Genomic DNA, 15,080 nt, shown 5'->3' with positions numbered 1-15,080 from the left:
ACCAAAATGATAATTACAAAAGATCAAATAAATGACCTGAACCAAAATGCTTCCGCCGAACAGGCGGAGCATTTTGGATTCTTGAAGTTAGCACTAGATAAAAAAGGCATCGACGCCGATGAAATCGTCAGCAAACTAGCCGACTTTCAGGTCGCGATTCCGAGCTGGGCATTGGGTTCGGGCGGAACGCGCTTCGGACGTTTTTCCATCGGTGGCGAACCGACCAATCTGGAACAAAAACTGGACGATATCGGTCTGCTTCACGCTCTGACCCAAACCGCCGGAGCCGTGTCGCTGCACATTCCGTGGGACATTCCCTCGGATGCAGCCGGTATCAAGCAGCGCGCCGATAGTCATGGAATAGTGTTCGATGCCGTCAATTCCAATACTTTCCAGGATCAGAACGAACAGGCTCAGACCTATAAGTACGGTTCGCTGGCCGATCGGCAGGCCGCCGTGCGCGAGCAAGCCGTGGCCCATAATGTCGAGGTAATTCGCTACGGTAAAATGCTGGATTCGAAATCGCTGACCGTTTGGTTGGCGGATGGTGCCAGCTTTCCGGGACAGAATAATTTCCGGCAATCGCTGCAAAACACGCAGAAATCTTTACAGGAAATCTACGCCGAACTACCCTCCGACTGGCGGATGTTCATCGAGTATAAGCCCTACGAGCCGAGTTTTTATTCGACCGTTATTCAGGATTGGGGTACTTCCCTGCTCCTGGCCGAAGGTTGTGGCGAAAAAGCATTCTGCCTGGTGGATTTAGGCCACCATTTGCCAAACACTAACATCGAACAAATTGTAGCTACCCTTATAATGAAGGGAAAACTGGGTGGCTTCCATTTCAACGACAGCAAGTACGGCGACGATGACCTAACGGTCGGTAGCATCAAGCCCTATCAGTTGTTTTTGATTTTCAATGAGTTGGTATACGGCATGAATCACAATGATGCCAATAACCCTCCTCTCGCCTGGATGATCGACGCCAGCCACAATATCAAAGACCCGCTGGAAGACCTCATCCAATCGCTGGAAGCCATTCAGCTCGCCTACGCGCAGGCTTTGCTGGTGGATACGCCCGCCCTGCAAGCCGCGCAAGCAGAAAGCGATGTGGTATTGGGTCAGGAGATCTTGCAGGATGCCTACCGCACCGACGTTCGTCCGTTGATTCGGGAAGCACGGCTAAAAAGAGAAGGAGCCATCGATCCCATCGCAATTTACCGCAAGATGAAGGTCCGCGAAAATCTGATAAAAGAAAGAGGTTTGAAAACCGTGGCAACGGGTTTGTAGGGACGAGCCCATGTGTTCGCCCAACTCGCGCCAGCCATCGGGCGAACACAAAGGTTCGCCCCCACTAACAACAAAAAAATGAAAGTTGCCCTCTTTATTCCCTGCTACGTCGACCAGTTTTATCCGCAGGTGGCCATCGCCACTTTGGAGCTTTTGGAAAAATATGGCTGTGATGTCCATTTTCCCAAAAACCAGACCTGCTGCGGGCAGCCGATGGCTAACTCGGGATTTGAACACCTGACTCAGGGATGTAGCGATTTGTTCGTGGAAAACTTCACGGGCTTCGACTACATCGTCTGTCCGTCGGGTAGTTGCACGCTGCACATCAAGGAACACCTGGGTGTGCCGGGCATCGCCAAAAAGTGCTATGAACTGATAGAATTCCTGACCGATGTACTGATCGTGGACGACTTGAAAGTGAAATTTCCCTACAAGGTCGGCTTGCACCAAAGCTGCCATGGTCAACGCGGCCTGAAACTCGCCCAGATGAGTGAGCTGAATGCACCGCCCTTTTCAAAGGTCGAGCGATTACTCGATCAAGTGGAAGGTCTCGAACTGGTTAATCTGGATCGGAAGGACGAATGCTGCGGCTTTGGGGGTACTTTCTGCGTGGCTGAGGAAGCATTGTCGGTGAGGATGGGGCAAGACCGGATCGCCGATCATTTGAAGAACGGAACGCAGGTACTTACGGCTGGGGACATGTCGTGTTTAATGCATATGGAAGGGATAATTCGTAGGGAAAAGTTGCCGATAAAAGTGATGCATCTGGCGGAGATTTTGAATGGAGCGGAGATCAGCGTGGCCGAACCAGTTTCGTAAGCAACCACGCCTGAAAACAGGCTATGAACACAGAGGGTTTCATCTCCACAATCGATCTCTTTCCGCAACTTGATTCCAAGTTGATCGAAGTACTGCGAACCTTATCCGATAAAGATTGGCAGAAACCAACGCTGGCTCATTCATGGTGTGTCAAAGATATTGCAGTTCATTTGCTGGACGGAAACCTGCGCACACTATCCATGCTGCGGGACGGGTACTTTGGTAGTTCAGCTCCCGAAATCAATTCCTACCGGGAGTTGGTCGAGTACCTAAATCAATTGAATGCGGAATGGGTTCTGGCCATGAAGCGACTCAGTCCGACGATTGTTATTGAATTATTAGAGCAAACCGGAAAGCAGTACAGCGCCTATTTAAAAACGCTGAATCCCATGAGTAAAGCTGCTTTTTCAGTAGCCTGGGCGGGCGAGCAGGAATCTTTGAACTGGTTTCATATCGCCAGGGAATATACTGAAAAATGGCACCACCAGCAGCAAATCCGGGCGGCTTTGGGCAAAGAGCATGAGTTATATAGTGGAGAACTATTTCAACCCTACTTAGAAACCTCCATGCGCGCGCTTCCTTTCCACTACCGGAATACTAAGGAACCAGCCGGAACAGCCATCAAATTCATAGTCAAGGGTGAAACAGACTACGAATGGTTTTTGTGTTCGGATGGAGATACCTGGAAATTAAAGCAAGCAAGTGACCGTAGCCCGACCAGTGAAATCACGATGAGCAAAGAAATAAGCTGGCGAATTTTTACGAAAGCGATAACACCCGACGAGGCAAGAAAGCAGATTGTGAGCAAAGGAAATAAGCAACTGGCTGAAAAAATAGTTGATATGGTAGCTGTCATGGCCTGATCAAAAACATTCCTGAATTGAAAGAAAAAATGAACCACGCCGAACTAGCCGAAAATTTCATCAAAGACGGAGAACGCACGACCTGGCACGACGAAACGCTGTGGTTCGTGCGGAAAAAGCGCGATCTGGCGGCTTTCCAGATCCCCGAATGGGAGGCGCTACGCGAAGCGGCTTCGCAAATCAAGCACAACGGTCTGTCGCACATGCACGAGTACCTGATCGCTTTTGAAGAAAAGGCGACGGCCAATGGCATCAAGGTACATTGGGCGATGGACGCGCTGGAGCATAATCAAATCGTGCACAGGATTCTGAAAGAGAACAGCATCGCCGAGATCATCAAGAGCAAATCCATGCTCACCGAAGAGTGCCATTTGAACGAATATCTGATTGAAAACGGCGTGGATGTCGTGGATACCGACCTCGGTGAGCGCATTGTGCAGTTGCGGGAAGAGAAGCCCAGCCACATTGTTCTGCCTGCTATCCACCTAAAAAAAGAAGACGTCGGAGAAACCTTTCACCAGCATCTCGGCACCGAAAAGGGAAATAAAGATCCGCAGTACCTCACCGAAGCCGCCCGGCAGCACCTGCGCGAAAAATTCGTATCCCGCAAGGCCGCGCTGACGGGCGTCAACTTCGCCGTGGCCGAAACCGGTGAGTTTGTGGTATGTACCAACGAGGGCAACGCCGACATGGGCGCCCACCTGGCCGATGTGCATATTGCTTGCATGGGTTTTGAGAAAATCATCCCCGAGCGCAAGCACTTGGGCGTTTTCCTGCGGCTGCTGGCACGCTCCGCCACCGGACAGCCCATAACTACCTACTCCAGTCATTTTAAGAAGCCGCGTCCCGGTCAGCAAATGCACATCGTCATCGTGGACAACGGACGTTCGCAGCAGTTGGGACGGGAAGATTTTCGCAATTCGTTGAAGTGCATCCGTTGCGGGGCTTGCATGAATACCTGCCCGGTTTATCGGCGCAGCGGCGGACACAGCTACCACTCGGCCGTGGCGGGACCAATCGGCTCGATTCTGGCTCCGAACCTGGACATGCGTAAGAATGCCGACCTGCCCTTTGCCTCCACGCTTTGCGGGTCGTGTAGCAACGTTTGTCCGGTCAAAATCGACATTCACGACCAGCTTTACAAATGGCGGCAGGTACTTGTGAAGGAGGGCCACGTGCCGTTTGGCAAGAAAGTCGCCATGCGGGCCATGACCTTCACACTATCGCATCCAGGAGTATTCAAGACCGCCGGAAAAATGGGTCGCAAAATGATGGGGCTTGCGCCCTTTACGGTCAGCAACGGTCTCAATCCCTGGTACAAGCAGCGCGAAATGCCCGCGCCACCCAAAGAAAGTTTCCGGGAATGGTTTTCAAAAAATAGAAATGGACAGTAGAAAATATATTCTTGAGGCAATTGCCAAAAATCAACCCACCCCTACCCCTTTGCCCGATATTTCGGCCATTGCGGTAGTGAATTACGACGTTGTGGACAAATTCAAGACCATTCTCGAAGGCATCGGTGGGCAGGTCATTGAAATAAAAGATTCCGAAGACGTAATCGCCTATGTAAAGGCCAATTTCAGCGAAGGTCAGCGCGTCATTTCCACGGTATCGGAACTGACCTCCGTCGCCGAAACCGATTGGCAAACCCAAGATCCGCACACGCTGGAAAACGTCGAGCTCAATATTCTGGAAGCCAAGATGGGCGTAGCCGAAAACGCCGCACTCTGGCTGACCGAGCCGCAATTGGGCCAGCGCGTCGCGCCTTTCATTACCCAAAACCTAGCCGTCATTCTTGACAAGAATAATCTGGTCGCCACCATGCACCACGCCTACGAACGCATCGCCGACGCCGAATACGGTTTCGGCCTCTTCCTGGCCGGCCCCTCCAAAACCGCCGACATCGAGCAATCGCTGGTACTGGGCGCGCACGGATCGCGGAGTATGACGGTGTTTTTAAGGAGTACCTGAGTACCTGAGTACCTGAGTACCTGAGTAAAAGTAGTCGTTGGACTTCAATCACTTACCGATTTTTTAAAAAACTTAGCCACTTTGGTACTTAGGAACTTTGCCACTAAAAAATGACCCAACCCAACAACCCCCTGCACGGCGTAAAGCTGGAAGATATTTTGAATCATCTGGTCGGTATTTACGGCTGGGAGGAAATGGGCGAGGTGGTGCCGATTCGCTGTTTTACGCATGACCCCAGCATCAAATCGAGCCTGACATTCCTGCGCCGTACACCCTGGGCACGCAAAAAAGTGGAGGATTTATATCTGCAAAGTCTGGATGACTAAGGGGCAAGTGTTTAGGCTGACGCACGTTTGGTTTGGTTGCCAGCCCGGTACTTTATCACTTTCTATTTCCTAAAAAACCACATTATCGATCAACCGTACCGCGCCTAGCTGCGCTGCTACACAAAGGGCGGTTTTTCCTTCAGGTGGCAGGGCATCCAAGGGTTGAAGGGTTGTGGCGTCAGCGATCTCGAAATATTCCAACGCAAACTCAGGTTGCCGCGCAAACTTCCCGCTCACCAATTGCTTCACTTTCTGGATTGAGATGCCGGATTGCAGTTGGTGCTTGGCCTCCTGCAAAGTCCGGTGAATGAGCGGGGCTATCTCCCGCTCGTGATCGCTCAGGCGGCGGTTGCGCGACGACATCGCCAGACCATCGGCTTCGCGCACGGTAGGACAGGCCACGAGTTCGATCGGGAAGCTTAAGTCCTCAATCAGCCGCCGCACCACGGCCACTTGCTGCCAGTCTTTCTGGCCGAAATAGGCGCGGGCAGGCTGTACCATATTAAACAGCCGGGCCACCACGATACCCACGCCATTGAAGTGGCCGGGCCGGAAGGCTCCTTCCATCACGCGCTCAAGATCGCCAAAGTCCAGCTTCAGGCGGGGCGGGTTGGCGTACATCTCCTCCGCTGAGGGAGCAAAAACGATATCACAGCCCACCGCTTCCAGCATGGCACAATCCTCGTCGAGGGTGCGAGGGTACTTTGTAAGATCGTCCGGATTATTGAATTGCAGGGGATTGACAAAGATGCTGACTACCGTCAGCGCATTCTCATGTACCGACCGTTTCACCAATTCAAGGTGTCCGTCGTGCAATGCCCCCATAGTAGGTACAAGGCCGAGGGAATTATCGGTTCCCAGAAGTTTTCGAAGGTGTTCCTTCAACGTATATGGGTCGGTAACTAGGAACATTGTCTGAGGGAAGTAAAAGAGTGAACCATGTCGGCCGATACCGGCCTGGTGCTATGGAAAAGCCAAATTATTGGTGCGAAAAATGGCAATATACGGCCAGTTGACGGATGTGGCAATAAAAAGCGCGCGCCGGAGGGATTCGTCCCGGCGCACGCCTTTTATCAAAGAACTCTATGCGATTTCCTCCTTCATTCCTTGCTCACCCTCACCGTCGATTGCTGGTTCATCTCATCCACAGCTTTTATCAGGTAGATCCCCGTCGGCAAACTACCCATACGGAAGTTTAATTCGTTCAGGCCTTCTACCAGCGGCTCTGTGCGCGTCTGCCACGACCGGCCCGTGACGTCCAGCACCTCGAAAGTGGCGCTTCCCGCCATGCGGCTAAGTACCTCTACCGTCACGGCATCAAGAACCGGATTGGGATAGGCTTTCAGACTTAGCTGCAGGGGTAGTTCGCTGCTTTCCTCCACGCCGATCCGGCCAGCGCTGCTCCCGCAGCCGCCAATGGTCGCGCCAAGTTTCAGGTACCGCTTGGCGATTTTCTCCGACACGCACTGCGTCACGCCGTAGTAGCAGATCGTCACGTTCTGCTGGCGGTTACCGCAGCGCAGGTCCTGGACGCTCACCGTCACCTGCGCGGGGAGCGAGGTGCAGCTATTGCCGTCGGTTACAGTCACCTCAAAGGTCGTGGTGGTTTCGGGGCAGACGTTCACCGTGGCACCGGTTCCTGCACCGTTGTCCCACGAGTAGCTAAGCGGTGCCGCCCCGGTGGCCATGGCCGAAATGTCGGTGCAGTTGCTGCCAAATCCCAATATAACCGACTGGTCGGGACCGGGCGTGACGATGGGCAGCGGGTTGACTGTTACCGTGACCGAGCCAGCCAACGAAGTACCCGCGCAGCCGTTGGCGTCGGTCAGCGCGGTCACGGTGTAGGTGCCTGCCGGGGCCGGGGATAGTACGTAGGGATTATCAGAAGTACTTGTAATCGTGTTTGAACCCGTGCCATCGGAATAAGTGAAGGTGAACGGGGCCGCGCCCGTCAGGGCGATGCTGACATCAGGCGGAGTTTCGCCCGCGCAGACCGTGCCGCCGCCGCTGACTACCGCCGCAGGCAATGAGTTTACCGTTACCGACGCACTGCCCGTCATGTCAACCGCGCAACTGGTGGACGCATTGGTGGCTACCACAGTGTAAGTACCTGCTTCCGTCTGATTGCCGAAACTCAGACCCTGGCCCGTTCCCGGCACGGGATCGCCCTGGTCAGCATTATCTTTTTGAAGCTGGTAGTTTACGCCCGTTTGCGATCCGGCCAGCCCGATGGCAACGCCCGTGCTACCCGCGCAAGAAGGCCCGCCTCCGCTGACGGCGTAAGCGGTAGGGTTGACGCATTCCAGCAGTTTGAGTACGAAAATATCATCACCTGGTCTTCCGCCAGAACCCGAAGAACCTTCGCCGCTGCCCGCCGTAAGTTCCGCTGTTCCGGCGTTGGGGTCGAAGTCCACTGTACCTCTAAAAGCACCCGTGGTGTGAATACCCAAACTAGTTACCACGATCGAGTTTCCAACATCGTCGCCGCCGGCTCCGACCCGTCTGGCCCAGGCTAACGCGCCCGCGCTGGTCAGTTTGGCGATGAAGATGTCCTTGCTCCCCGCCGAGGTCATTTCTTCAGCACCTGCGCCGGGATCGAAATCCGCCGTACTTCTGAAAGAACCTGTCACGAAGACATTGTTCGAGGCATCCAGGGCCAGCGAGTTGCCTTCGTCATCCAAACTACCCCCCAGCTGTCTGGCCCAGACAAAATTGCCGGAACTGTTCAACTTGCTGATAAAAATGTCTTTTTTTTCAATTCCGGGAGACGAGAGTTCGAACTCACCGGAGCCGGGATCAAAGTCAACTTCCTCTGAAAAATAGCCTGTTGTGTACACATTTCCCGAGCCGTCCACCGCCACCGAGTGCCCAACGTCGTCTCGGGAGCCCCCTATTTGCTTAACCCAGGTCAAACTACCCGTTGCGGTATTGAGCTTGGCTACGAAGATGTCAGCCAAACCATTCGAAACGAATGTAGCAGAGCCAAAATCGGCATCCGTCCCCTGAAAGTAGCCCGTGACGTAGGCATTCGCGCCATCCAGCACGATGGAACGGCCCTGATCCCTGCCAGTACCGCCCCATCTCACCGCCCAGATTGGACTACCATCAGAAGGATCCAGCTTGCTGACAAAAATATCTTCCGAACCTGCCGCAATCAGGGAAGTACTACCCAAGCTGGCCGTGCCGCTGAAATAGCCCGTAAGGTATACACCCGAACTGTTGACGGCAATCCCGCTCCTGACCTCGCGGAATCCGACATCGAAGGCCTTGGCCCACTGGAACTCACCGGACGTATTCAGCTTGGCCACGAACGCTTCGCCAGTCGCATCCGACAGGGTAGTCGTTCCCAAAGTTATCGACCCGTCGAAACGGCCTATGACGTAAGAATTGCCCGCAGCATCGACCGCAATGGAGAATCCTTCGGCAGGCTTATCCGCCGCACCTATTCTCAAGGCCCATTGAAACTCCCCCGCCGTATTTTGTTTGGTGACGAAAGCGTCGCTGGTGGAGCTCCCGGCAGCGGTCAGCTCGAAGGGGCCAAAGTCAGCCGTTCCCTGAAAAAATCCCGTAGTATATGTGTTGCCCGAAGCATCGACGGCCACTGAGTTACCGATGTCGTCGCTGGTACTGCCGCCCATGCGGGTGGCCCAGACATACTGCTGCGCGTCAGCCGGAACGAATGCACACGTCAGGAGGATGAGCAGCACTAGCGTCCGGCCCTTGCGGTAACAGATGTTAGTGTTTGATAAAAGTACAGGTTGAGTCATGGTTGAGAGGGAATTTGGGGTTTCCGGAAATTGCGTGTCGGAGCGCCAGCATCGAAAACCAAATGAAGGATGAATGGCTCAAGATAGTAGTTTTTTTAGAAAACATTCTTTTTATTATATAACCTAGAACTATTCAATGAAATAGCAATGAGGCGGTCGGCGTTTTTTGCCCTGCCGGCTCAGCGCATCCACGCCGCGGATCAGGTGTAACCCGGCAGGTAGTTTGCCCGGCCGTGGGAGAAAGTACCTCCGCCGTGGCATGGCCCGTCAAAGAGCTGCCCGCGCGATTGGCATCGCCCTGGGCAATGATGGCGTAGTTATACGGGTGGTTCGTAATTCCCACCAAACATGAAAAAAGGATCTTTTATTTCACTTCCTGAAATTCCAGCTTAGGTAGTTTCATCGCGTTCTCGATCAAGTCGATTTCTATTTTGAGAATTGCCGCCTCGGCCTCCGCATCCACTTTATCGGCATCGTCGGTGGGTTTGTGATAATCATCGTGACCACCCGTATGGAAAAACAGCACGGGAATCTCTTTGGCATAAAATGAGCCGTGATCCGAGCCACCGCTTCCCGCACGATCGGTGAAAAACTTGACTTCGCTGGTGACGCCCTCGAAAATGCCCGGCCAGGACGCGCTGGTACCGTAGCCGCCGATGCCCACGCCCCGGTCGGGGTTGTAGCGGCCAATCATATCCATATTGGTCATAAAATCAATGCGATCGAGCGGCACGGTAGGGTTATTAACAAAGTACCTCGATCCCTGCAGGCCCAGTTCTTCGGCCCCGAAGGCAATGAACAGGAAATTGTACGGTTCCTTGGTGCCATTTTCCGTGAAATAGCGGGTCAATTCCAATAGTCCGGCCACGCCCGAGGCGTTATCATCGGCCCCGTTGTGGATCTGCCCTTCGGGATTTTCAGCTTTCGAACTACCCTGACGCCCCATTCCCAGGTGGTCGAAATGCGCCCCGATGACGATGGTATATTCCGCGCCATTGTCCAGGAAACCCAATACGTTGCAGGTTTCACGCAGGCTGTCCGCCACAACTACCCGCCGCACGCGAGACGTAAAAGCTTGAAAGTACCCCTTAGTCCCCTTGGGTTCGAGCTGGTAGTTTTTGAATTGGCGGGCTACGTATTTCGCCGCTTTGCTATTCTGCCGACTGCCCGTGCCGCGCCCTTTCATTTGGTCGGCCGCCAGGTAGTCGATGTGCCGTTTGAGATTCCCGGGGGCGGGGTAGTTGGTCTGAGAAAAGGCGTTGAATGTCAGGAAAGAAAGTAAGAGCGGCAATAAAAACTTCATGGCAAAAGGTATTTGGAGGTAATTAAATCAGGGGCAAACTAAGGAGATTCTATCTATATTGGGCTAAAAGTCCTTCATTATCTATGCGAATTATTCTCCTTCTTCTTGGCTTCATGTGTCTGAGCACGGGTAGTTTCAGCCAATCATTTTTAGCCAAACTGAAAACTCTCCCCGAAAATAAACCGGCCCCCACCACGCAGGATTGGCTTTTGAATAAAATGGGACTAAAAGCCGGAATTTACCAGGCCACGGATGGTAAGGATATTATACTATCCAACGGCCTCATTCAGCGCCGGATTCGACTGACGCCCAATGCCGCTACGGTAGATTTCCAGAACCTCGGCACGGGCCAACAATTCATCCGCTCGGTCAGGCCCGAAGCGCGGCTGGTGCTGGATGGGCAGACCTACCAGGTCGGAGGGCTCTATGGCCAAACCGAACACGCTTATCTGCGGGAAGAGTGGATCGACGGCTTTAAGAAAAACGAAGCCGACTTTCAATTGGTCGATTTTTCGGTAGCCCCGCTGACCAATCGCCTCGCCTGGCAGCCCACAACCTGGACCATGAACCGCCAACTACCCACCGGGCAGGAACTGACGCTACACTTCACCTCTACCCTGCCCAGTTTGCGGGGAATCAAGGTTGATGTTCATTACGCGATTTACGACGGGCTGCCCGCTCTGCGCAAATGGGTAACGGTGATCAATACACGTTCAGGAAAAGTACGGGTCGATCAGGTCGTGAACGAAATTCTGGCGATGCCCGAGGAAGAATCGGCGGTGGTAGGTTCGCCGGAAGAAATGAAGAAGCCGCAGAAAATTTATATCGAAAACGACTACGCCTACAACAACGCCATGCGCTACGAGCTGTCGGATCAGGCCACGCACTGGAAGGTGGATTCGAGCTACACCTCGCAGGTCAACTACAACTACCAGACGCCCTGCCTGATGGAAATCTACCCCAACGGCGGCATGGGCGTCACGCTGGCCTCCGGCGATTCGCTGGAATCGGTGCGAAGCCACGAATTGCTACTCGACAGCTACGACCGCGAACGCAACGGCCTGGCCCGCCGCCAAATGTACCGCACCATCGCGCCCTGGACTACGCAGAACCCGGTTTTCATGCACCTGGTCAGCATCGACCCGGCGCAGGTAAAACGCGTGGTGGACCAATGCGCCGAAACCGGCTACGAGATGGTAATCCTGAGCTTTGGCAGTGGACTGAACATGGAGGACACATCGGCGGCCAATATCACCAAATTCAAAGAAATGGCCGACTACGCCCACGGAAAAGGAATACTGCTGGGTGGTTATTCGCTGTTCAGCAGCCGTCGCATCGACGATGAAAACGATGTGATCGACCCCATAACGGGCCTGCCCGATAAGGGAGCGCAGTTTGGTCAGGCGCCCTGCCTGGCCAGTCGCTGGGGATTGGATTATTTACAAAAAATCAGAACATTTATTAGCGAAACCGGCTTCGATCTGCTCGAACACGATGGCCCCTACCCCGGCGACCTCTGCGCCTCCACTACCCATCCCGGACACAAGGGGTTGGCGGACTCGCGTTGGGTGCAGATGGAATTACAGAAAGGATTGTACCGCGACCTCAACGCCAAAGGCGTGTACATCAACGCGCCTGACTGGTACTTTCTCGACGGCAGTCACAAAATTGCGCTGGGCTATCGGGAGGTCAATTTCTCATTATCGCGCGAGCAGCAGAAAATCCTGAACCGGCAGAATATTTTCGACGGAACCTGGGAGAAAACGCCGTCGATGGGCTGGGGATTTGTGCCCCTGACAAAGTACCAGGGTGGCGGCCCCGAGGCCGTGCTGGAACCCCTGAGCGAGCATCTCGACGACTACCGTCAACTCATGATGCAGTACTACGGCGCGGGAGTACAGGCCTGCTACCGTGGTCCCCGACTCTATGATACTGAAACCACTAAGGAAACGGTGCAAGAAGTAATAGCCTGGTACAAAAAGTACCGGGACATCCTTAACTCCGACCTCATCCACCTGCGCCGCCCCGATGGCCGCGACTGGGACGGCATCCTGCACGTCAATCCGGCTTTACCGGAAAAAGGATTGGTGATGCTTTACAATCCGCTGAAAGAAGCCATAACGCGCCGCATCCAACTCCCGCTCTACTACACAGGGCTCACCGAAATCGCTTCCATTCGTGAGCAGGAAGGGAAAGCCAAAACCTATCCCCTGAATCGTGCGTACGAAGTTGAAGTCGAGGTCACGCTGCCCGCTGCGGGATATACGTGGCTGGTGGTTGAGTAGGCCTGTGGCAACTGCTTGCGACCTGTTCAACTTCCAAAGTACCATCGGATATCGCTGGACTGAGGGCTATAAATGGTGAGGCGAAAAAGCGATAAGCGCCGGTCAGGAAAAAGTGTCGGAAAGACAGGCACACAGCTAGCCAAAATGCCCGCAATATTACAATTACTTTGAAAAAAGCATTGAAATTCGGGATTTTTTTGTATAATTTTGCAAATCTTTTTTTCACCAACGCCTGACAATTGTATGGACAAACTACGGATTTTGTATGTATCGAGTGAAATTAACCCTTTTTTAGAAACTTCCGATGTCGCCGCTTACGTGCGGCAATTACCCGCCGACATGCAGGACCGCGGTGCTGAAATCCGAATTCTCGTTCCACGCTTCGGCCTTATCAACGAGCGCAAAAACCGTCTTCACGAAGTGGTCCGTCTTTCGGGCATCAATATCACAGTTGGTGACGAAGAGAAAGCGCTGGTGATCAAAGTGGCCTCCATCCCAAATGCCAAGCTTCAGGTATATTTCATCGACAACGAAGACTATTTTCACCGCAAATCCGTTTTCTTCGACAAGAAAAATAAGTTTTACGACGACAACGACGAGCGGGCGATCTTCTTCTGCAAAGGCGTGCTGGAAACCGTCAAAAAGCTGGGCTGGGCGCCCGACATCGTGCATTGCAACGACTGGATGACTGCCTTGATTCCCATGTACTTGAAGACGACCTACCGCAACGATCCGATGTTCAAGGACACAAAAAGTGTTTTTACTGTGTATAACAACGCTTTTAGTGATAAATTTGACGCCGATTTGCTGGAAAAAGCCAAGGCAATGGACGTGAGTGACGAGGCCCTGGCCCACCTGCGCTCTGCTGATTTCGAAGGCTTCATCAAGCTAGGTTGCGCATATGCCGACGCCATCGTCAAGGTAGACGAAGAGTTCGGCGAAGGACTAAATAAACTATTGAATGAATCACCCAAGCGTGTCGATATCGTCGATGAGGACGACAATCTCTCAGAACAGTACTACAACCTCTACAACGACCTCGTGGGTCAGGAATAGCTTAGCCGGGGTGGCCATCGTGGTCACCCTGCTGCTCAGCGGCTGCGACCCCATCGGCAACATCGGCGTCACGCCGCTTACCCCCGTCGAAACCCTCTTCACCGATACGCTTACCGTCCGCACTTCCACCGTCCTGGCCGACTCGGTGCGCACGGGCAATCCCGACTACTATCTGGCGGGTCGGTACGTGGACCCGATTTTTGGCACCATTACGGCTTCCAGTTTCATCAGGATGTCGCTCTTCGCCCAGCTCGACCTGGGCACCTCCCCGGTCTATGACTCGCTGGTACTGGTTACCAATTATAGCTACAGTTACGGTGACACACTGCCGCCGCAAACCCTGGCCGTACACCGGATTCGCGAGGTGATCGACCCCACCAGATCTTATTACAACAACAGCACCGTCGCCTACGACCCTACTCCGCTGGCCAAACGCACTTTTAACGCCACGCCCCGCAGCAATGGTGTCCTGCGCTTTCGTCTGCCCGATGATCTGGGGAAGGAATTGTTTGCTCTTTCGGGCCAAACCGGCGGTCAGACCAACGCCGAGTTTGCTAAAACTCTTGGCGGATTTGCCCTGATCCCCGATGCTAAAAACACGGCAGTTCTAGGTTTTCAGGCGATCAATAATGCGCTCGCCATGCGGCTTTACTACCACACCACCACCGATACCACGACCACTTCTTTTGTCGCTCTGGCCATAGCCGTTAGCCAGACAACCGGCCAACCCATTTTCCGGGCGGGCTTTAACCGTGTAACTGCCGACCGCAGCGGCACTCCGCTGGCCGGACTGCAGCCTCTGGTGCCCCGCCCCGCCGGCGATGGTCCTACTTACGTGCAGGACGCCCTCGGCATTCGAACAAAAATCGAAATACCCTATCTAAAATCGCTGGGCGGTGGCAAGCCGATTGCCATCAACCGCGCCGAACTGACTGTCAAGCCCGATTTGTCGGCTATCCAGCAGGGATTGGGCATCCCTAACTATCTGGTTCTGCTGGAAACTGATGCGACCAACCGCACCTATTACGATGAATCGAATAATATTCGGCTGGTCTTCAACGATCTGAAACTGAGTGGAACCGAACCACCTGCCGTGCTGTACAACAGTCGTTTCAACCAATACACCTGGCATATTACCACGCAACTGAACAATATTATTTCGGGCGTAAAGAAGTACGACAGTTTCCTGGTGAGCCCATCCTACACCGATGCCCTCGGCCAGAGCAGCACCCGCTATCAATCACAACTCAATAACCGCGTGACCCGCCTGGTGATAGGCAGCAAGCCGGAAGATGTAAAGCTGGTGGTGTTTTATACGGAAGCGAAGGAATAATCAATGCGGAATTGTGAATTAGTGAATGTCGGAATATTTTTGATGATCTGGCGAAAGCAATATTCAC

General features: G+C 53.5%; 13 protein-coding genes. 9 read left to right on the top strand and 4 right to left on the bottom strand.

The window, feature by feature from the left end; translation table 11 throughout:
* Positions 1-6 precede the first annotated feature (6 nt).
* The 6 genes from IE117_RS04665 (at position 7) to IE117_RS04640 (ending at position 5,269) form a co-directional block, all read left to right on the top strand.
* On the top strand, positions 7-1,290 hold the full coding sequence (locus IE117_RS04665; RefSeq protein WP_189563154.1) for a sugar isomerase: 1,284 nt from the start codon (positions 7-9) through the stop codon (positions 1,288-1,290).
* 78 nt (positions 1,291-1,368) lie between these two features.
* Entirely contained in the window at positions 1,369-2,109 is a 741-nt protein-coding gene (locus IE117_RS04660) for a (Fe-S)-binding protein (protein WP_189563153.1), read from the top strand.
* Between the two features lie 23 nt (positions 2,110-2,132).
* The gene (locus tag IE117_RS04655; protein ID WP_189563152.1) at positions 2,133-2,972 is read left to right on the top strand and encodes a maleylpyruvate isomerase N-terminal domain-containing protein; all 840 of its coding nucleotides are present in this window, start codon (positions 2,133-2,135) and stop codon (positions 2,970-2,972) included.
* Between the two features lie 29 nt (positions 2,973-3,001).
* Positions 3,002-4,366, top strand: a complete 1,365-nt coding sequence (locus IE117_RS04650) for a lactate utilization protein B (protein ID WP_189564237.1) — start codon at positions 3,002-3,004, stop codon at positions 4,364-4,366.
* A complete protein-coding gene (locus IE117_RS04645; RefSeq protein ID WP_189563151.1) occupies positions 4,356-4,943 on the top strand; it encodes a LutC/YkgG family protein in 588 nt (195 codons plus the stop codon). The genes IE117_RS04650 and IE117_RS04645 overlap by 11 nt, the downstream gene beginning before the upstream one ends.
* 110 nt (positions 4,944-5,053) lie before the next feature.
* Positions 5,054-5,269 carry a VF530 family protein gene (locus IE117_RS04640; protein WP_189563150.1) on the top strand — a complete coding sequence of 72 codons (216 nt, stop codon included), beginning with the start codon at positions 5,054-5,056 and terminating at the stop codon, positions 5,267-5,269.
* Between the two features lie 69 nt (positions 5,270-5,338).
* Here IE117_RS04640 and panC read toward each other — a convergent pair whose 3' ends face one another.
* The 4 genes from panC to IE117_RS04620 all read right to left on the bottom strand — a co-directional run bounded on the left by panC (position 5,339) and on the right by IE117_RS04620 (position 10,339).
* Positions 5,339-6,181 (bottom strand): pantoate--beta-alanine ligase, encoded by an 843-nt coding sequence (gene panC / locus IE117_RS04635; protein WP_189563149.1) that lies wholly within the window; start codon positions 6,179-6,181, stop codon positions 5,339-5,341.
* Positions 6,182-6,369: 188 nt separating this feature from the next.
* A complete protein-coding gene (locus tag IE117_RS04630) occupies positions 6,370-9,036 on the bottom strand; it encodes an SBBP repeat-containing protein (RefSeq protein ID WP_189563148.1) in 2,667 nt (888 codons plus the stop codon).
* 133 nt (positions 9,037-9,169) lie between these two features.
* Positions 9,170-9,379 carry a hypothetical protein gene (locus IE117_RS04625; RefSeq protein ID WP_189563147.1) on the bottom strand — a complete coding sequence of 70 codons (210 nt, stop codon included), beginning with the start codon at positions 9,377-9,379 and terminating at the stop codon, positions 9,170-9,172.
* A 21-nt stretch (positions 9,380-9,400) separates the two neighbouring features.
* A complete protein-coding gene (locus tag IE117_RS04620; protein ID WP_189563146.1) occupies positions 9,401-10,339 on the bottom strand; it encodes a M20/M25/M40 family metallo-hydrolase in 939 nt (312 codons plus the stop codon).
* An 83-nt stretch (positions 10,340-10,422) separates the two neighbouring features.
* Here IE117_RS04620 and IE117_RS04615 point away from each other — a divergent pair, with 83 nt between their 5' ends.
* The 3 genes from IE117_RS04615 (at position 10,423) to IE117_RS04605 (ending at position 15,013) form a co-directional block, all read left to right on the top strand.
* Positions 10,423-12,624, top strand: coding sequence for an alpha-galactosidase (locus IE117_RS04615; RefSeq protein WP_229580335.1), 2,202 nt, complete (start codon positions 10,423-10,425; stop codon positions 12,622-12,624).
* A 243-nt stretch (positions 12,625-12,867) separates the two neighbouring features.
* Positions 12,868-13,680 carry a glycogen/starch synthase gene (locus IE117_RS04610; RefSeq protein WP_189563145.1) on the top strand — a complete coding sequence of 271 codons (813 nt, stop codon included), beginning with the start codon at positions 12,868-12,870 and terminating at the stop codon, positions 13,678-13,680.
* Positions 13,616-15,013, top strand: a complete 1,398-nt coding sequence (locus tag IE117_RS04605) for a DUF4270 family protein (protein WP_229580333.1) — start codon at positions 13,616-13,618, stop codon at positions 15,011-15,013. The genes IE117_RS04610 and IE117_RS04605 overlap by 65 nt, the downstream gene beginning before the upstream one ends.
* Positions 15,014-15,080: the final 67 nt, after the last annotated feature.

This window comes from Persicitalea jodogahamensis (genome assembly GCF_014651615.1).
GTDB lineage: Bacteria > Bacteroidota > Bacteroidia > Cytophagales > Spirosomataceae > Persicitalea > Persicitalea jodogahamensis.
This window is presented reverse-complemented; position numbering and strand designations above follow the sequence as displayed.